We start from the raw sequence: 19,700 nt of genomic DNA on the forward strand, positions 1-19,700 counted from the left end.
AGACAGCGTGCACGACTGCTGGGTCGTCGGCCCCCGCTGCAAGCTCTACTGCCGTCGACGAGGCATTCCTGTGATGTGGCTCGGACCGGCCAGGACCCCCAAGGGCTGTGGGCACATGTTTGCCTGCGAGACCTGCATCGCTGAGTTGGTCCACATAGTGGATCAAGAACAAGATGAGCGTTACTCCCTCCCATAGGCCCCCTGCCGGACGTACCGCGGACGGCAGGCTCCCCCAACGCCCGGCACCAGGAAACCCGGCAGCGGGCGGCACAACGCCCACCCTGGCCGTCCCCACTGATGAGGACAGGACGAGCGGTCAGGGTGGGTCAGGCCATCTGCATGAGCAACGCGGTGATGCCTCGCCTGAGAGGCGACAGGCTCCGGAACTCGGTTGCGCATTCCGGCGCGAGGCGGCGCAGAGTCCCTGACGCGCGAGCCCTACCCCCTGCCGCTGGCGCCTCGAAATATCCGCTCAACCCGTGCTCGGCGCGCAGCGCCGAGGAGGAGACCACACGTGGATAACGTCCCCGACATGACCACTGAGACCGGCCAACAGACTCCCACCGAACAGCAGATGCGCGACGCGATGGTGCAGCAGCTCATCGAACTCGGAGCTGCCCGTGACCCCCGTGTAGTAGCCGCCCTCCGTGCCGTCCCCCGGCACCTGGCTACCCCCGAGGTGGAGGCGGCCAAGACCTACCAGGCAGAGTCCGCCACCATCACCAAGACCGACGAGAACGGCGTGGACATCAGCTCCGTGTCGGCCCCGCGGGTTCAAGCCATGCAGATCGAGCAGGCCGGCATCAAGACGGGCATGACGGTGCTGGAGATCGGCTCCGGCGGCCCGAATGCCGCCTATCTCGCGGAGATGGTCGGCGAGCAGGGACGCGTCGTCACCGTCGACATCGATCCCGACGTCACCGAGCGCGCGGAACGGTTCGTCGCGGAGACCGGCTACCGGAACATCACCGTGGTCACGGCCGACGCCGAGGGCGGCGTGCCCGGCCACGCGCCGTACGACCGCATCATCGTCACGGTGCAGGCGGCAGACATCCCTCCCGCCTGGATCGAGCAACTCAAAGACGGTGGTCGGCTGGTCGTGCCGCTGCGGATGCGCAGCATGACGCGCACCATCGCGTTCATCCGGAACGGCAAGCGCCTGGTCAGCGACGGGTTCGAGCAGTGCGGCTTCGTGCCGATGCGCGGCGCCGGCGAGAACCGGATGCGTCTGGAGTCCCTTCATGACGAGGAGGGCGCCGAGGTCGCTCTGCGCCTGGACGGCCACCCCGTTCCCGATATCGAGGCCCTGCGGTCGGCACTCGCCGGCCCGCGGACGGAGGCGTGGTCGGGAGTGACGGTCGGGGGCATGGAGCCGAAGGACCACTTGGATCTGTGGCTGACCACTGCCCTGGACAATCTGCCCTTGATGGCTGCGAAGCCTGCAGCACGTCAGCGCGGCATCGTCGCCGTCGCCTCTCCGATCGGCATTCCGACGCTTGTGGACGGCGGAAGCTTCGCCTACCGCACGTCCCGGGCGACCGATGAGGCGGACCGGTACGAGCTGGGTGCGGTCGGTCATGGGCCGGACGCCCAGAAGGTCGCCGAGCGCCTCGTCGACGAGATCCAGAAGTGGAACGGCGAGCACCGCAGCCACCAGGCGCGCATCGAGGTCTTCCCGGCGAACACGCCGGACGACCAGCTTCCCGCGGGCCGGGTCATCGACCGGCCGCGCACGCGGGTCACGATCTCCTGGCCGTGACGACTTCGGCGTCGTAGCCGGGTGGCAGTACCAGCACGATCCGCACATTCACCCATTTCCTTCAACCGAGGAGACGAGATGGCACCACAGATCGCGACCAAGCCGCAGACGGGGACGCCGTTCACGACCGATTCCGGATCGGACTTCGACCTCGACATCGAGACCGTGGCATCCGCTCCCGTGGTGCAGGCCCTGCTGAACGACACCGGTGACGGTTGCACGTCGACCTGCCAGTCCGCCTGTTCCAACAGCACCTGCGGCTGACCCGGCTCCGCTCGGGGCGGGCGGGACGAGACCCGCCCGCCCCGGGCACCGCAGTCCTCGAAGGAGGCCCAGCCATGTATCACGTACTTGATGTGGGCATGATCAGAGTGTCCGCGTTTCCGCTGACGCCGTCGCTGCCCTCCTGCCCTGCCCCGATCAGCGACACAGCCGCCGACGCCGAAAACTGCCGCCAGTGGATCGGCCAAGTGTGGAGGGACGACTCCCGCGCTGACGCCATCGAACTCGCCGCGCCTGTCCTAGCAGCAGGTATCCGCAAGGTCCTCGACGGCACGGCGCGACGCTCCCGCATCCGTCGCACCGCGCACTCCTTGACCCGCTACCTACTACGGATGCAGTACCGCGCGACGCCCTTCGGCCTCTTCGCTGGGGCAGCCCCCGTACACGTCGGCCGGCCGGCACAGGTTCGCTGGGGCACGCAGCACAAGGCGTTCGCCAGGGCCGATGCCCTGTGGTTGCACGGCATCATCGCCGCTCTGGAGGCGGACCCGGACGTGCTGCGGCGCCTGCCTGTAGTCGCCGACCCCACCTGTACCGTGCGCGGCGCGCAGATCTCCGTGCCGCACCAGCCGGGCGCCAAGGGGCCCACCGCGACGACCCTTCGGCGCACCCGCGCAGCGGAGCTGGCTCTCGCCTTGGCCTGTACCCCGATCACAGTGGGCGACATCGTGGCGAAACTGCACGCCGACTACCCCAATACTCCCGCGGAGAAGATCGAAGGCATGGTGCGCGGCCTTGTCGCTCACCGCGTACTCCTGACGAGCCTTTCCGCCCCGATGACCTGTGACGATGCACTCGGCCACCTCATCGTCCAGCTCGAAGACGCCGGCCTCGGAGACTCGTCCGTCGCCCCGACTCTGACGAAGCTGCGCCATGTCCACCAACTTCTCGACCAACACGACCGCGCGCAACCAGCCGCCCAGCGAACTCTCCGTGACCAAGCCAGCGAAGCAATAAACGGCCTCGCCGGCATCCCCGACCGCAACCTCGCGGTAAACCTGCGCCCGGACTGTGACGTCGTTCTGCCCCAGGCCGTCGCCGCGGAGGCGCAGCGCGCCCTGGAGGTCATCGCCCGCATCACGCCGTACCCGAACGGCGCTCCGGCCTGGCAGGACTACCGCACGCGGTTTCTGGAGCGATACAGCATGGGCACCATCGTGCCGATACGTGATCTCACAGACCCGGACACCGGACTCGGCTTCCCCGTCGGCTACCGCGGCACGGTCTTGAAGCGGCCCGTCCTGGCCATGACGCCCCGCGACCAGCATCTCCTCGCGCTCGCCCAGGACGCGGCTCTGTCCGATCGGCGCGAGGTCGTGCTCACCGAGGACGATATCGAAGCCCTCTCCGTCGGCACAGCTTCCCAGGTCCCCGCGCACATCGAGTTCACCTTCACGGTGCTCGCGCGGTCCATACGCGCCCTGGACGAGGGACGCTTCACGCTGTCCACCACAGGGTTGTCCCTCGCGGCCGGCACCACCACCGGTCGCTTCCTGCCCACGCTGGAGCAGGCGGACCGCGACCGGGTACGCACCGTCCACGCCTCCATGCCCACACTCACCGCGGGTGCGGTTCGCGCTCAGGTATCCAGTCCGCCGCTGAAGGTGCCGATCAACAACGTCAGCCGCTCTCCCGCCGTCGTCTCGGACCTGCTGGCAATCGGCGAACACAACCCCGACGCCACTCTCGACCTGGAAGATCTTGGCGTCATGGCCGACACCATGCGCTTCTACCTGGTATCGCTGTCGACCGGCCGGCTCATCGAACCCTCTGTCATGAACGCGGTAGAGCTGTCCAATAGCACCCACCCGCTCGTTCGCTTCCTGTGTGAACTGCACCGCGCTCACACGGCCGTCCTACTGCCCTTTTTCTGGGGAGCCGCCACGCGCCTGCCCTTCCTCCCGGAGGTCCGTGCCGGACGCACCGTCCTGTCCGCGGCCCTGTGGCGCTTGCACGCCAGCGATCTCGGTGACGGAGAGGACTGGATGCTCCGCTTCACCAACTGGCGCATCCAGTACGGGGTGCCCCGCACCGTGTACGTCGGCAGCAGCGATCAGCGTCTCCGGCTCGATCTTGATGTTCCCGTCCATCAAGAACTGCTGCGCGCCGAGCTGCGCCGGCACGACACCGCCGTGCTGCACGAGGCACCCGAGGAGAGCTCGTACGGCTGGGCCGGCCGGGCCCATGAGGTGACCATGCTGTTCGCGTCCGATCAGCAGCCCGCTCCGGCGCCCGCGCATCACGCCGCCGTCTTGGCCGACCGGAACTCCGACCGCATGCCGGGGTCCTCGGAGTGGGCGTACGTCAAGCTGTACGGCAGCGCTGCTCGCGCACCGGAGGTTCTGACCGCGCACCTCCCCCGTCTGCTGCGCCATGGGGGCAACGCGCCGACCGAAGCATGGTTCGTTCGGTACGCGGACCCCGACCCGCACCTGCGACTGCGGCTGCGGCAGCCCGGCCCGGAGGCGTTCGGTGCCACGGCGCAGACCGTGGCGGCGTGGGCGGCGGAGCTGTGCGCAGAAGGCTTGATCCAACGCTTGCAGTGGAACACCGACCGGCCGGAGGCGGGCCGCTACGGAACCGGGGCCACTCTGGCAGCTGCGGAGGCGATCTTCGTGGCCGACTCGACCGCCGCCCTGGCACAGATGTCCCTGGCCATATCCGCCGATCTTCAGCCGGCTGTCACCGCAGCCTCGTTTGTGGACATCGCTGCGGGCTTCCTCGGCTCTCGGCAAGCCGGGAACGACTGGCTGCTCCGGCACTTGCTGCGCGGTGATGGCGAGCCGGCACCGCGGCATGTCCAGGCGCTCACTATGCAGCTGACGGACGTGGGCGACCGCCGAACCGTGCTCAGCGACCTCAGTGGCGGGCACGCCGTCGTGGATGCATGGGAGGCACGGCAGGCGGCTCTCGTCGATTACCGCCAAGCGCTCGACGCTGCGGGTATTGCCGCAGGCAGTGTGCTGCCGTCACTGCTGCACATGCACCACAACCGCGTCGCGGGCGTCGATCCCGAGGCCGAAGCGGCCTGCCGCCGGATCGCCCGAGCAGCCGCCCAGTCCTGGAGCATCCGCCACCAAGGAGGCGCACAGTGACCACCGCCCTGCCGACCACTGACATCTCATTGGCCGGCCGCCAGTCCCTCGCACACGGTCACCTCGGCATGACTCTGCTCCACATCGAGCGGGCCCGCCGCGGCACCGGCGACTGGCAAGCTGTGCACCGCGCCTTCGCCAGCGTCACACCGCTGATCGACGGTACCGACGCCAGCCTTTACCTCGGCGCCCCCGCGATGGCCTTCGTCCTGCATCTGGCCGCCGACGGCACGGACCGGTACGCCGGAGCGCTTCACACCCTCGACGGAATTGTGGCCGCGCATGCCCGGTCCCGCTTGGCCGCCGCACACGCTCGCATCGATGCCGGCCGTCACGCCGAGTTCGCCGAGTACGACGTCTTCCGCGGTCTGACCGGGATCGGGGCCCTCCTGCTGCGCCGACAGCCGCAGGGCCCGGAGATGAAGGGCGTCCTGGAGTACCTGGTCCGCCTGACCGAACCTATGACCGGGCCCGAGGGAGAACCGCTGCCCGGCTGGTGGGTCAGGCACGCCCCGGCCAGCGACAAGACGGCCACGCCGGGCGGGCACGCCAACGTAGGTATGGCGCACGGCATCACGGGCCCGCTCGCTCTGCTGGCCCTGGCCATGCGTGCCGGAGTCACGGTGGATGGGCACGAGGATGCCATCCGCCGCGTCTGCCGGTGGCTCGACCAGATCCGTCAGAGCGACTCCCGCGTCATTCACTGGCCCCGCTGGGTCAGCCACCGCGGCGCCGCTCAACCCCAGCCGGCCACGCCGTCCTGGTGTTACGGCACCCCCGGCGTGGTCCGTGCCCAGCAGCTCGCCGCCATCGTCCTCGGTGACGACGACCGCAAGCGGATGGCCGAACGCGCCCTGCTGCACTGCCTGGACGATCCGGACCAGCTGAACCAGATCGACGGGCGCGGCCTGTGCCACGGCTTCGGCGGCCTCCTGCGCACCCTCCAGCGGGTCGCCGAGGACGCGGAGGTCCCTGCCCTGTTCGAAGACCGACTCGACCTGGTGAAGCGCCGCTTCCTGACTGTCGAGCCACCCGAGGAGGCTGGATTCCTCAATGGCAAGGCCGGGGCCGCCCTCGCCTTCCAGGACGCCGGTGATGAGCTCGGCGCCACACCTCGCGGGCAGTGGGACACCTGCCTTCTGCTGGCGTGAGTGGAGGGCCCATGCCCCCTCACGATACGAACCAGGCCGAAGACGCCGTACTGGCTGTCCTTAGAGGAGCAACGATCGAGGACGCTGCCCGGTCCGCGGGCACCTCCCCCGCACGGCTCGCAGAGTCCATCGAGCGATACCGGGCCGCCGGCCGGGCCGCACTCGATGTCCGCTCCGTCGGATGGCACCAGCTGAACATCCAGTTCACCGACTACTCGACCGCGGAACGAACCTTCCGCTCCTGCCTCGTGCCCGCCTTACGCAACGGGTCGGTGGGCAGTTGGTGGTTCGTCCGCAAGTATCCGTGCTGGAGACTCCGCCTCTGTCCAAGCCCGCAGGCGCCCCAGGAGGACGCCATCGCACCCATCACCGAAGCGCTCGAAGGCAGCGTCGCCCGGGGTGCAGTCGCAGCCTGGCGCCGCTTCCCGTACGAGCCTGAGACCGTCGCCTTTGGCGGTCCGGCTGGCATGAAGATTGCGCACGAGCTGTTCCACACCGACAGCATCGGTGTCCTCGACTACCTCCACGTCGCCGGCGACAGTCGCGAAGCGCTGCTGGACGCCAAGGCAACCTCGCTCCTGGCGATGACGCTATTGATGCGCGCCGCGGGCCTCGAATTGGGCGAACAGGGTGATGTGTGGGGGCAGGTAGAAGAACACCGTCCTCTCGCAGAGGGCGTGCCCCCGGACCGGGTCAGCAGCATGGCGGGTGTCCTGCGCCGCCTGCTCTTGATCGATGTCCAGCCTCTGCTGGCGGACGGCGCCCTCACGCCCGTACGGGACTGGTTCCAAGGGCTGGAGCAGGGCGGTCTCGCACTTGCGGACGCCTGGAACAACGGGCGACTGGCCCTCGGCATGCGCGGTGTTCTGGCGCGCCATGTGCTCTTCCACTGGAACCGCATGGGGTTCACACTCCGACAGCAGTCCATCTGGTCACGCGCCGCTCGGGGAGGCCATTCTCGGACGCTGACGGCAGGCCCCTCCTGCTCACCGCCGCAGCACGAAGGACACCGTCCGGACGACCGTCAGGTCGAAAGCCTGACGCAGTACGTGCCACTGCATCTCCACGAGATCCCGAGGTGATCACCGCATGAATGACCCAATGTCCACGCTCCCGCAGTCCACGCCTTCTCCGCAGCAACGAGCCCTGGTCACCTCCGCAGCCGCCGCCTTCATTCAGCGCGAGGACGGGCGCGTGCTCCTGGTCCACCACGCTGGGACGAAGCACTGGGTGATGCCCGGCGGAAAGACCGACGACGGGCCCAAAGGCGGAGAGACACCGCTCCAGTGCTGTGAGCGGGAAGGCAGGGAGGAGACCGGCGTACCGGTCCAAGTGGGCCGCCTCCTTGTAGTGCAGTGGCTGTCCAGCGGGAGTCCGGGAAACTACAGCAATCCTCGCGCGTGCCACCTCTTCGTGTTCAGCGCCACCATTTCCCCGCAGCACTACGACCGCATCCGCGTCCCGGAAGGAGAGCTGCTCGGCTGGGACTGGTGGGAGCCCGAGGCGGCCCTGACGGTGATGGACAGGACGAACGCGCCGCTCCTGGCCGCCGCCGTGCAGGCAGCTTCCGGGGCGCAGGACGCCCCGCTGTACCTGGAGGACGACCAGCAGCCGACGGGCACACAGGAGGTACGCCGATGACCACCGCCGAGGAGAAGATGTCGGACTCCGAACGGCTGCTCTTCGGTGGGCGATTACGGGAGGACTTCGCTTGGACGCGCCATCACGGCGCCTTCCTGGAGATGAGCCTGTTGGCGATGGTGCTGCGTCTGCCACGGCTCCTCGCTCTCACCGCCCGACTCGCCCATCAGGCCGACGCCCGCGCGCTGCACAGGGTCGTCGCCGCCGAGATCGGCCGCGGTGCCGCCCAGGCGGTGGGGATGGTGCAGGTCAATCACGTACTGGCCGCCCTGCTGGCGGCAGGCACCACCGCCGAGCGATTACGCGAAGCAGCGCCTGCCTTGGTCATCGCCTGCGTCACCGGGGTGTGCGGCGCGCTGCTGAAGGCGGTGTCGGTACAGGGCACGGGGGTGCTGGAGCCCACCGTCGAGCGGGTGGCGACCGAGATCTACCTCCAGTCCGCCGCCAAGGTGGAGCTGTCCGCGGTGGAGGACGCCGAGTACCGCAAGCGGCAGGAGAGCGCGCGGTTCGGTGCGGCGTCGGCGCGTCGCATGATCCCGTACAGCACCTCCATCATCAACGCGCTGCTCTCGCTGGTCGCCTCGGTCGGCGTACTGACCGCCCTGCACCCCGCCCTACTGCCCCTGATCGTGCTGACGACGGTGCCCAGCGCCTGGGCATCGCTGTCCGTAGCCCGGCGGCGGTACCAGTCCTTCCACGCCTGGATGCAACACGCCCGCGCCGGCCGCCTCATCAGCGACCTGCTGGTCTCCAACCAAGCCGCGGCCGAAATCCGCGTCCACGGCATCGGCGCTTTCCTCCTGCAGCACTTCCGTCTCATGGCCGAGGACTCCGAGCAAGAGCAGGCCCGCCTGGCGCGCCTGGCCGCCCGCACCGGCCTGATCGCCGCCTGCTGCACCGGGCTCGCCATGCTGATCACCTTCGGCACCCTCGGCTGGCTGCTGTGGACCGGCGTCATGGTCCTGTCCGTGGGCGGCACCGCCGTCATCGCCATCCGCACCGGCTCCAGCGCCCTGGACAACCTCGTACGCCAGGCCAACTTCCTCTACGAAGAAGCCCTCTTCGTCGCCGACCTCGACGGCATACGCACCGAGGCCGACGAACGCGCCATCTCCACCGGCGGCGTACCGCTGCCCGCGCGCATCGACGCCGTCCGCTTCAAGAACGTCACCTTCACCTACCCCGGGGACGACGAGCCGGCCCTGCGCGGCCTCGACCTGACCATCCCCACCGGCAAGATCATTGCGTTGGTCGGCCGCAACGGCAGTGGCAAGACCACGACCGCCAAACTCCTCGCCGGCCTCTACCTCCCCGACGACGGACACATCCTCCTCGGTGATGTCAGCACCGCAGAGGCCGACCGCCACGCCCTCTTCTCCCGCGTCGCCCTCGTCAGCCAGGACTACTACCGCTGGCCCTTCACCGCCCGCGCCAACATCACCATCGGCCGCCCCGAAGCACCCATCACCGACCACCGGCTCGACGACGCCATCCACTACGCCGACGCCCAGCCGATCATCGACGACATGCCCCGCGGCCTGGACACCCTCCTCGCCCGCGGCTACAAAGGCGGCCACAACCTCTCAGGCGGCCAGTGGCAGAAACTCGCCATCGCCCGCGCCCGTTACCGCGCCGGCGACATCCTCATCGTCGACGAACCCACCGCCTCCCTCGACGCGGAATCCGAAGAAGACGTCTTCAACAAGATCCGTGACTTGGCCGACACGGGCCAGACCATCGTTCTGATCACTCACCGCCTCCACTCCGTCCGCCACGCCGACCTCATCTACTGCCTCGACCATGGCCAGGTCACCGAGCACGGGAGCTTCGCAGACCTCATGGATCCTGACGCCATGCCGGCAGGCCGCTTCCGAGCCATGTACGACTTGCAGCGTCGGCAATTCCACCCCGAGGCAGACCAGCCACTTCCTCCTGCACGCTCGACCGGCTCTCCTCCGGCACCCACCTTGGACAGCTAGGACGTACACGCCCCCTGCGAGGCCTTCCAGCAGCTCACCGGATGACTCCTGACGGTCGAGCCGGTTGCGGCGTTCTTCTCATCTAACTCCTCACGGACGGCACGATCGCTTCCGGGATAATGACGACCGCGGAGATCGCCGTGGACGGCGACGGCCAGGAGAAGTTGCGAACGCTCCAGGGCTGATGACGACCGCCTACTTCCTGCTCTTGTCCCAGGCCATCGGCGCCATATTGCGAATCGTCCAGGGTTGACGACCTGAAGGTAAACCTCTGGTCTACTCGCGGCCATGGAGGGCCACTGCGGACGTTCTGCAGCGATCCATCGGTAGTGCAGATGTGCAGGTCAGGGCGTTTTGCGGGGCGGACCCTATGGATTGCACTCTGTTCGAGTCGGCGTGAGCCCGCCGTTCCACAACTACCGCCGGACCGATTAGCTGATTTCTGCAATCTTGTTGTGATTTATCAACTAGCTTGTTGATGCCTTGAGTTAACACATGGCCGCTGTGGGCCGTGTGGGGAGGGAGCCGCAGGTGCGGGTGCGGGTGGATGTCGCGCCAGATACGCCAAGTCTTCGGTGGGAGGACGTACATGGTCCAGCGAGGGCTGTGGTGTACGGGCTGTTGGAGAGCCGGGATGCGGCGCTCGCGCGTGCTTTGCACGATGAAGGGTGGCGTGGGCATCCGCTGAAGCCGGTGGGTGTCGGTGGTCCGCAATTCGTCGGCGCGCGCCGGAAGAGGGGCGTGTACACGACGTCGCAGGACGGGTCGGTGTGGTTCGGTTCGCCGGTACCGGAGATAGCTTCGGTGCTGGTGGCGGCGTTGGCCGGCCGGGAAGAGATCGTGTGGGGCGCCACACGTCTGCGGATCCGGGGCTTCACGGTGGACCTCGCCGCGCCGGCCGTGGACGGCCCGGTGGAGCTGGAGTCCGCTACACCTGTCGTGCTCAAGCACGAGGGTCGTGATCTGCTTCCGGGGGACGAGCACTACCTTGCGCGGCTGCAGCACAACTTGGCGCACAAGGCCGATGTTCTTGGGCTGCCGGCCCCGAGCGGGCTGCGGATGCTGGAGGCGGGACCTCGGCGCCGGTTCGCGGTGGAAGGCGCGCCGCGTATCGGTGCGCGTGTGCGCATTGCCATGGAGGCAGATGCCCGGTTCGTGGACGCGCTGCGGTGCTGGGGCCTGGGGCTGGACACGATGCAGGGGTTCGGATGGATCCGGTGATCGCCAAGGCCCCGCTGACAGCTACGGGGCACCCGCTGCAGCGAGCTGGTGCTTGGGCTGTGGCCGTGCTGGCCGGCCAGTCGGATCCGAGTGAGATCACAGCCAAGGATTTGGACCATGTGGCTGCCGCCGTGGTGGAGGAGGCATGTACCGCAGCCGTAGCGCCAAAGGACGGTGGTCCCGCGTACGAGTGGTGGAAGGTGCTGCTCGCGCTCTACCCGAACTCCAAGGCCACGCACAGCACGCGGTCCAAGGAGCCGGGCGTGATCCGGGGCCACCTCAACGAACTGTTCGCTGCCGACGACGCCGGTGCCTGTTGCGGGCCTTGCACATTCTGCGGGGCGGACGCCAGCGTACTGTGGACCAAGGTAAATCTGCCGCTGTTCGACACGAACAAGGCGTTGAATCTCCTGCCGCCAGGCATGCGGGGCTGGCCGGTGTGCCGCGGGTGCCGGATCGCGATGTGGGCCTTGCCGTACGGGGCGTGGGTGACGGCCGGTTCGGCGACCGTCCTGTCGTGTGAGAGCGATGCGGCCATCGCGCAGTTCACGCGCCGCAATGTGCAGCGCGCCCGACGGATCATGCAGGCCGGCTTCACGGGCATGCCCGCCGGTGCGCGGGCTGAGTACGTGGCGCTTGCGGCCCTGCGGGATGCTGCTGCCGATCTGTGTGCGACGACGCTGTGGACGTTTAAGAACGACAACCAGGAGCCCTGGCTGCGCGTGACGCACACCCGACGCGCCGTACCGGTGTTTCTGGCCAAGGTCGACGGTAACGCCACGCTGCGGCGCGGCTGGCATCTGCTGGCAGGCGCCCTTACCCGCTTCGACAAGAAGGGCAAGATCTCGGCGAGTGGTGCCCAGGAGGCGGCACGGCTGCTGTTCGAGGCGGAGGACGGTCGTGGCTGGTCGTTGCTGCGGCAGTTGTTTGAGCTGTTGAAGGAGACGGATCGCTCCTGGCCACCGGGTGGCCGTGAAGCGCTGGCCCGGCTTGGGGTCGCCTACGCCGAGGAGGTTCTTGGAATGACACCGAATGAGTCTGCGGTGGCGACACTGCTGACGGAGTGGATCGCGCGCGGCACCAGTCCGCGCGCCCGCTTTGCGGAGTACCGCAATGCGGCGCTGAGCGACTACCGGCTGGGGATGTTGCTGATGCAGGCGTACTCGCGTCTGCTCCTGGACGGGCAGGCGCCTGAGCTGGCCGGCCCGAAGGGCTGGGAGGCGCTGATCCAGCGACGGCCGCGGGCCTGGGAGCAGCGGATGCTGTTGTTTGCCCAGGTGTCGGTGTTGCTGCAGCAGCGGGGCGTGGCGGTCAGCGAAAAGCCGGCGAGCCCGGAGGAACAACAGCGGCTCGACGCGCTGGAGGACCAGCCGCTGCTGGATGAGAACGAATTCGACTACATGATGGGGCCAGCGTAATGGTGTATCTGGCAGGGACGGTCGTGCTCGCGGTGGAGGCCGGTGCGCCCAACAACGGCAAGGGCGAGGAGACGCGGGCCCGTGTCAAGCATGCACGGGTCAGGGGGCAGCAGTACCCGTACGTCTCGGCGCAGGCCGCCCGGCGCTGGATCCGGGACGGCATGGTCGAGCGGGGGATGGTGCCCTCGCCGGTGACCCGGGTGGGCAAGGCACAGAACAAGGCGCAGAAGGCCACCACCGAGGCCGACCCGGTGCGCTATGCCGACGATGACCTGTTCGGCTACATGCGGGCCGGCGCGAAGAAGGACGACGCGGCGACCACCGTGCGGGACAGCCCGTTCATGCTGGGCACGTTGCTGTCCGTCGAACCCGTCTACCCGACCGAGGACTTCGGTGTGATGTCCCGCGGCGTGACGGAGCCGGTGCTGCACGGTCACGAGTTCTACACCGCCGACCTGGCCGCCCCATTCCTGCTGGATCTGCCGCGGATCGGCACCTTCACCCTGCCCGGCAAGGACGGTGTGGGGCGGCCGAACTACCTCGACCAGGAGCAGGCGCTGCAGGTCGCCGAGGCGGTCGCGCTCGGCGCGGAAGCGACGCAGTTCCGGGACCAGTCGGCCGTACGCCTGCCGCTGGAGGAGCGCAGCCGGCGGGCTGCCATGCTGCTGGAGGCGCTCGCCCACCTCAGTGGCGGCGCCAAGCAGGCGCTGCACTACGGCGACCGGACGCCCTCGCTGCTGGTGATGGTGCCGTTCAAGGGAGGCATCAACCCGCTGGCCAACGTGGTCGACCACCGGCCGGGCGAGGGCGTACGGCTGCGCGGCGACGTTCTGCTCCAGGAGCTGCAGGCGTGGCAGGGGGAGTGGGAGGGCCCGGTGCGTATCGGCTGGCGTCCTGGTTTCCGCGAGGCCGCGCGCGAGGAGTTCGAGGAGCAGTGCGCCAAGGAGATCGCCGAGGGCACCATCGTGATCGACCACCCGCGCACCGTCCTGCTGAACCTGGCCTGTGAGCTGCGCGAGGGGAGGCTGAACGCGTGGTTCGAGGACCCGGCCCTGCCGAACCAGTGAGCCCAAGTCAGGCCGAGCCTGTGGCGGCCTGGCGCATGGAGTTCTACGCGCCGATCACCTCCTTCCGCGATCCGCTCTTTCCCGGTGTCACGCGGGCGCTGCCCGTCCCGCCGCCCTCCACGGTGCGCGGAATGCTGGCAGCGGCCACCGGCGCCGCGGCCGAGCCCGCCGTCTTCGGGATGGCGGCATGGCCGGAGGGCTCGGGCGTGGACACCGAGACCTACCACCCCATTGCGTCGAACGGCACCCAACCGGCCGTGGCCGGCCGGGTGCGCGCCGATAAGGGCGGGATGACGGTCCGCCACCGGCCCTTTTTCGCGGCGGTGCACCTGGTGCTGTGGCTGCCGGAACCGGAGGGCAGCCGGTTGCGGCAGGCTCTGCGGCGGCCGCGCTGGGCGCTGCGTCTGGGCCGCTCGCAGGACCTGGTTCACCCGCGCAGCATGTCGCGCGTCGTCCTGGAGCCGGCCGCCTCCGCCTCGGTCGGGCATGCCCTGGCCCCGCTGGATGGCCATCGCGTGGGCGCCGCGCTCGCCTACCGGCTTGCGACCAGCGTGTCCGCGGACCGGCTCACCACCAGGTGGGCGGATTATCTGTGGTGCGAGGAGCCCGCGGGCACGCACGAAGTGCACGGCGCCTTTCGGGATCCGGCCTGGAGCCAGAGAGAGGATCAAGCCGTATGGCTACTGGCCCCGTGACGCCGCACGGCCCGCGGCGTCGTTTGACGGACCTGCGGGCCAAGTCCCAACCCCGCCATGACCCGGAACGGCTGACCACGCACTCGCGGACGGTGTACGAGACCGTCGCCCAGATCCAGGAGCGCATCGCCACGGCGGGGACCATCGCCACCCACCCGTCCTTCTGGTTCCAGGTCAGATGTGCGGCCCTGCTGCACGACGCGGGCAAGATCGCGGAAGGCTTCCAACGGCAGCTGGAACCGGGAGGCCCGCTCTGGGGGGAACGGCACGAAGTGCTCTCGCTGGCCTATGTGGACCTCCTGGCCGCAGCCGGCGGGTGGAGCGACACGGGCCGGCGGATGATCGCCACCCTGGTCGCCTCGCACCACCGGCCCCTGCACGCCCCTTCCTCCCTGGGCGGCGGAAAACCCAGCCTGTCACGCCTGTACAACGCCCACACCTGCTGGCAGGAAGCCTTCACCACAACACCCGGCCCCCGGGGCCCCGTGGTGCAGGTTCCCCGGGGGCTGCACGGCGAGTTCCTTGCCTGGCTCGCCGGGTTCCTCACCGTCGATCCCCCTCTCCCTGCCCCGGACGCCCCCTCTCTGGCAGAACGCGCCAGGACACTCCTCACGGAGGTGCTCACCGCCTGGCAGCAGCCGGTCAAACCGCATGCCGGCCTGCTCGCCGTGCTGGCTCAGGGCGCTCTCACCTTCGCCGACCACGCCGGCTCAGCCCATCAACGGCTGCAGACGCACATGCCGCTCCTGCCCGACTTCCTCCACCGACTGCCCCACCGGCCGCATTCCCACCAGCGGGACGCCGAGGCTACCGACGGTCACCTGGTGCTCGCCGCGCCGACCGGCAGCGGGAAGACCGAGGCCGGGCTCGCCTGGGCGGCACGCCAGCTGGCCACCATGCCCGGGCGGCCGCGCCTGGTGTGGACGCTGCCCTACCGGGCCTCCCTGAACGCCACACGCCGCCGCTTCGCAGCAATCCTCGAACCCGCCCCCGGAGAGGGCCATGCGGACATCGGTCTGCTGCACGGAGCCGTCGCGCGCACCCTCCTGGCCGAGGCAGCCCAGGACGACTGCGCCCCCAGCGCGGAGGCAGCGCGTAAAGCCAAGGCCCGGGCAGCGGCCATGCGCCTGTTCACCCAGCGGGTACGCGTGGCCACCCCCTACCAACTGCTCGTCGGCGCCCTCGCCGGCCCGGCCCATTCCTGCGTGCTCCTGGAGCAGGCCAACGCCCTGTTCGTCCTTGATGAGCTGCACGCCTACGATCCGCACACCATCGGCCGGCTCTGCGCCGCCATGCGCCTGTGGGAACGTCTCGGCAGCCGTTTTGCCGTGCTGTCCGCTACGCTCGCCCCGCCTCTGCTGGAGATGATTGAAGAGAGCGTCGAGCACCCCGTCACGCTGCGGCAGGCGCCCCCCGGCACGGCGCCCGTCCGCCATCGCCTCGTCGTGGACGAGGCCCCCCTGGCCCGGCCGGAAAGCATCGATCGTCTGCGGTCCTGGCTCGGCGAAGGACACAGCGTGCTGGTCGTCACCAACACCGTGGCCACCGCGCAGGCCCTCTTCGATGCGCTGGCCGAGGAGGCTCGCGCGGCGGCTTCCGGCGATCCCGACACAGCTCTGCTCCTGCACTCCCGTTTCAAAAACCGCGACCGCGATGTGCTTGAACGTGCCCTGCTGCGCCGGCACCCCGAACGCGCCCCAGGGCAAGAGCGCCGCCCCGGTGGGCTGGTGGTCGCCACCCAGGCGGTCGAGGTGTCGCTGCAGATCGATCTCGACCGGGGGGCGGTGGAAAACGCGCCCATCGAGGCGGTGGCCCAGCGCGCCGGGCGAGTCAACCGCCGCGGCCGGCACCCCGACGGGCCGGTGGAGTTCCGCGTCCACGCCACCGAAAGCCACCGCCCTTATGAGCAAGGTGCGGTCCAGGCCGCCTGGCAGGCGCTGACCACGCTGACGGCGGAAGGCACCGACACCCTCAGCGAACAGGACATCGACAGGCTCCTGGAACTCGCCTACGACACCGCCTGGGGCAAACAGTGGGCCGAGGCCGCCCGCGCCGCCCGCGACGACTTCACCGCCGACTTCCTCAGCTTCACCGACCCCTTCCACGACCGCAGCGAATACGCCAAGGCACTGAGCGAACGCTTCGACACGATCGAAGTCCTGCACCGCGACGACACCGGGGAGTACCGGCACCTCACCATCGACCAGGACGGCGATCCCCTGCTGGCCTCCGGCCTGCTCATTCCCCTCCGGTACGGCCAGCTGACGACGTACAACGCCACCTACGACCGCCGTCTGGGGATCCACGTCATCGACGGCGAGTACGACACAGAACTGGGCCTGCGCCCACCGTCGGAACCCGAGACCATCCTGTGAACCCCGATGCGTATGACTCCGCCGAGCCCCTCGGCGGGGTCCACATCAAATACCTGCGCCACTGCCCCCGCCAGCTGTGGCTCTACATGCGCGGTTACCGCCCCGAAGCCGACAGCGACCTGGTCGCCTTCGGCCAGATCGTCGACGAGACCACCTTCGCCCGCCGCCGCCATGTCGACCTGGGTGAGGCACGCATCGACTGGGTCACCGCCGGCGCCGTCATCCACGAGACCAAATCCTCCCGCGCCCCCTCACCCGCCCACGACGCCCAAGTACGCCACTACTGCCTGCTCCTGGAACGCCGGGGAATCAACGTGCGCGGCGGCATCGTCCACTACCCCCTCATCCGGCGCACCACCGAAATCACCTGGGACGACGAGGCCCGCGACCAAGCCGAGGGCGCAGAAGCAGCCGCCCACGCCGTGATCGCCGCACCGCGCGCGCCCGAACGCCTCACCCGCAGCCGATGCCGCGGCTGCGCCTACCTTGACTACTGCTGGGGAGCCTGATGCCCGCCGCCGGCCGCACCTACTGGCTGACCGAACCCTGCCGCATCCGCCGCGAGGACAACAGCGTCCGCATCGAGCGCCACGACGGCACCCCGGTCCATCTCCCTATCACCGACATCCGCGACCTGGTCGCCTTCGACCACATCGACATCAACACCTCCGCCCTCTCTCTCCTCAACCGGCATGGCGTCACCCTCCATGTCTTGGACCACTACGGCAACCACGCCGGCCACTTCGCCCCCGCAGAATCCATGGCCTCCGCCAGCGTCATCCGCCGCCAGGTCGAAATCTCCTCCAACCCCGCACAGCGCCTGGATATCGGACGCTCCCTCCTGCTCACCACCGCTGAAAATCTCCGCTGGTCCCTCGACACCGACCTTCTCGACCCGGCGCTCGACGCCCTGCGCGCCGCCCTGCCCGACTGCGACACCAGCGACGCCCTCATGGGGCAGGAAGGCAACTTCCGCCGCACCGCCTGGGCCGTCCTCGACACCCAGCTACCGCCCTGGCTGCGCCTGAACGGACGCACCCGCCGACCACCCACCAACGCAGGCAACGCCTTCATCAGCTACCTGAACTCCCTCGTCTACGCACGCGTCCTCACCGCCCTGCGCAGCACCCCACTCCACCCGGCGATCGGCTTCCTGCACTCCGACACGGACCGTCGCCGCAACACCTTCGCACTCGATCTGGCCGAACCCTTCAAACCGCTCTTCGCCGAGCGGCTTCTCAAACGCGCCGCAGCCCAGAAACATCTCAAGGAAACCGACTTCGAAACCGACGTCGGCCGCGCAGCCCTCAGCAAAAACGGGCGAAAGAAGATCGCCGCTCTCGTTAAGGACGAACTCGCCACCACCGTTTATCACCGCAGCTTGAAACGTCAGGTCAGCTACGAAAAACTCATCCACCTCGAAGCGCTGAAAATCGTCCGCCTTTGCCTGGAGGGAACTCCCTACAAGCCCTTCCGGCCATGGTGGTGAGCGGCCATCTTTGTCATCCTCGTTTACGACACTGCTGTCGAACGCAACCCGAGCGTCCTCAAAGTCTGCCGCCAATACCTGCACTGGACGCAGAGAAGCGTATTTCAAGGTGAGCTGTCCGCTGCCCAGTATCGAGCCCTCATGCACGACCTCAGCACTGCCATCGACCCCCACCACGACAGCGTCGTGGCCTACACCACCCGCTCACCCGATATGGTCGAGAGGGCCACGCTAGGCGTCGCCCTTGGAGGACCGGGAGACATCATCTGACCTGCATCGAAGCATCACCGGGTCACCGCTGCAGAGTGAACTCGCATGTCTCAACACTTTGGCCCTGTGACGTGTGCCTTTACGCTCGGGCCGTCATCAGCCCAGGAGGGTTCGCAACCCGGTGATGGTGTAGGTGGGGCTGGCGAGGATCGCGGCCGTCATCAGCCCAGGAGGGTTCGCAACGGGATGTCGTTCCAGGCGAAGAACGGCATCTGCACGGTCGCCATCAGCCCAGGAGGGCTCGCAACATGGCCTGTCCGGTCAGACCGGCGAACGTGAGCGTCGTCGTCATCAGCCATGGAGGGTTCGCAATGTGGATACTCGAACCAGTCCGATCAGGGCCATGCGCGCCGTCATCAGCTCAGGAGGGTTCGCAACGGGAACTGCACGTCGCCGGCCACGGGCGGCACCGGGCCGTCATCAGCCGAGGAGGGTTCGCAACAGCACCAGCAGCAGATCGCCACCCCGCCGCCCGGCGGTCACCATCAGCCCAGGAGAGTTTAAAACCTGTACCCGGGACGCCCCGTGGACCGGGGACGTGTGTCGTCATCCGCCCTGGAGGGTTCGCAATGAGCGAGAGCCACGCCACCGCTCAGCGTCCGTCACACCCAGGTCGTCATCATCCCAGGCGGGTTCGCAACCCGATGGCGGCCTATTCGCTGCCGAACTCCCACAGCGCCGTCATCAGCCCGGGAGGGTTCGCAACAGGACGTCGGCCACCTGACCATCGCCGCGCTTTTTGAGGCCGTCATCAGCCCAGGAGGGTTCGCAACGCGTCTCGCGGAGGGCCTTGATGCCGGCGGCGACCCGGCCGTTATCAGCCCAGGAGAGCTCGTAACATCAGGTGGGACAGTGCGGTGGGATCGTCCTTGTCGCCGTTATCAGCCCAGAAGAGTTCACAACATGACGTCTCCTGCGCCGGACAACGTGACCGCCCTGATCGTCATGAGCTCTGGAAGGTTCACAACTAGGCCGTGAGCTGCCGCAGCACGAGCGTGCGGCGGGGCCGTCATCGACTCAGGAAGGTTCGTAACGCGTACACGGTCGGCCGGGTGCAGCGGGCGGCCACGGCCATTATCAGCCCAGGAGGGTTCCCAACCCGAACGTCTCCAAGCCGCCCTTGGACAGGCCATCCGCCGTCTACAGCCCAGGAGGGGCCGCAACACAGCGAAGCACTGGACGATCTGGCCCGGCTCGATGGCGTCATCAGCCCAGGAGAGTTCGCACACGTACTTCGCAGCGAGGTAGCCCTCGGCCT

Annotated in this window: 15 protein-coding genes; all 15 read left to right on the forward strand. The window is 68.5% G+C overall.

Annotation, left to right across the window (positions count from 1 at the left end):
* Positions 1-532 precede the first annotated feature (532 nt).
* The 15 genes from fxlM to AAC944_RS05100 all read left to right on the forward strand — a co-directional run bounded on the left by fxlM (position 533) and on the right by AAC944_RS05100 (position 18,442).
* A complete protein-coding gene (gene fxlM, locus AAC944_RS05030) occupies positions 533-1,759 on the forward strand; it encodes a methyltransferase, FxLD system (protein WP_030611539.1) in 1,227 nt (408 codons plus the stop codon).
* 78 nt (positions 1,760-1,837) lie between these two features.
* Positions 1,838-2,023 (forward strand): FxLD family lanthipeptide, encoded by a 186-nt coding sequence (locus AAC944_RS05035; protein ID WP_037771720.1) that lies wholly within the window; start codon positions 1,838-1,840, stop codon positions 2,021-2,023.
* 74 nt (positions 2,024-2,097) lie between these two features.
* On the forward strand, positions 2,098-5,136 hold the full coding sequence (locus AAC944_RS05040) for a lantibiotic dehydratase (RefSeq protein ID WP_368396879.1): 3,039 nt from the start codon (positions 2,098-2,100) through the stop codon (positions 5,134-5,136).
* A complete protein-coding gene (locus AAC944_RS05045) occupies positions 5,133-6,287 on the forward strand; it encodes a lanthionine synthetase C family protein (RefSeq protein ID WP_030611535.1) in 1,155 nt (384 codons plus the stop codon). Before AAC944_RS05040 ends, AAC944_RS05045 begins: the two co-directional genes overlap by 4 nt.
* A gap of 11 nt (positions 6,288-6,298) precedes the next feature.
* Positions 6,299-7,369, forward strand: coding sequence for a thiopeptide-type bacteriocin biosynthesis protein (locus AAC944_RS05050; protein ID WP_368396880.1), 1,071 nt, complete (start codon positions 6,299-6,301; stop codon positions 7,367-7,369).
* Positions 7,370-7,376: 7 nt separating this feature from the next.
* Positions 7,377-7,928 carry an NUDIX domain-containing protein gene (locus tag AAC944_RS05055; RefSeq protein WP_078888417.1) on the forward strand — a complete coding sequence of 184 codons (552 nt, stop codon included), beginning with the start codon at positions 7,377-7,379 and terminating at the stop codon, positions 7,926-7,928.
* The gene (locus tag AAC944_RS05060) at positions 7,925-9,907 is read left to right on the forward strand and encodes an ABC transporter ATP-binding protein (RefSeq protein WP_051871557.1); all 1,983 of its coding nucleotides are present in this window, start codon (positions 7,925-7,927) and stop codon (positions 9,905-9,907) included. The genes AAC944_RS05055 and AAC944_RS05060 overlap by 4 nt, the downstream gene beginning before the upstream one ends.
* Positions 9,908-10,516: 609 nt before the next feature.
* Positions 10,517-11,128 (forward strand): CRISPR-associated endoribonuclease Cas6, encoded by a 612-nt coding sequence (gene cas6 / locus AAC944_RS05065; RefSeq protein ID WP_490368260.1) that lies wholly within the window; start codon positions 10,517-10,519, stop codon positions 11,126-11,128.
* A complete protein-coding gene (locus tag AAC944_RS05070) occupies positions 11,116-12,546 on the forward strand; it encodes a hypothetical protein (protein WP_030611525.1) in 1,431 nt (476 codons plus the stop codon). Before cas6 ends, AAC944_RS05070 begins: the two co-directional genes overlap by 13 nt.
* Positions 12,546-13,613: a type I-B CRISPR-associated protein Cas7/Cst2/DevR gene (cas7i, locus tag AAC944_RS05075; RefSeq protein WP_030611522.1), complete on the forward strand. Its 1,068-nt coding sequence runs from the start codon at positions 12,546-12,548 to the stop codon at positions 13,611-13,613. Before AAC944_RS05070 ends, cas7i begins: the two co-directional genes overlap by 1 nt.
* Positions 13,614-13,648: 35 nt before the next feature.
* On the forward strand, positions 13,649-14,308 hold the full coding sequence (gene cas5 / locus AAC944_RS05080; RefSeq protein WP_078888438.1) for a CRISPR-associated protein Cas5: 660 nt from the start codon (positions 13,649-13,651) through the stop codon (positions 14,306-14,308).
* Positions 14,290-16,683, forward strand: a complete 2,394-nt coding sequence (locus AAC944_RS05085) for a CRISPR-associated helicase/endonuclease Cas3 (RefSeq protein ID WP_037771716.1) — start codon at positions 14,290-14,292, stop codon at positions 16,681-16,683. The genes cas5 and AAC944_RS05085 overlap by 19 nt, the downstream gene beginning before the upstream one ends.
* A complete protein-coding gene (locus AAC944_RS05090) occupies positions 16,680-17,192 on the forward strand; it encodes a CRISPR-associated protein Cas4 (protein WP_030611520.1) in 513 nt (170 codons plus the stop codon). The genes AAC944_RS05085 and AAC944_RS05090 overlap by 4 nt, the downstream gene beginning before the upstream one ends.
* Complete coding sequence (cas1b, locus tag AAC944_RS05095; RefSeq protein WP_030611518.1) at positions 17,192-18,172, forward strand: type I-B CRISPR-associated endonuclease Cas1b; 981 nt, start codon at positions 17,192-17,194, stop codon at positions 18,170-18,172. Before AAC944_RS05090 ends, cas1b begins: the two co-directional genes overlap by 1 nt.
* A gap of 15 nt (positions 18,173-18,187) precedes the next feature.
* Entirely contained in the window at positions 18,188-18,442 is a 255-nt protein-coding gene (locus tag AAC944_RS05100) for a CRISPR-associated endonuclease Cas2 (protein ID WP_368397239.1), read from the forward strand.
* Positions 18,443-19,700: the final 1,258 nt, after the last annotated feature.

Source organism: Streptomyces sclerotialus, from assembly GCF_040907265.1.
GTDB lineage: Bacteria > Actinomycetota > Actinomycetes > Streptomycetales > Streptomycetaceae > Streptomyces > Streptomyces sclerotialus.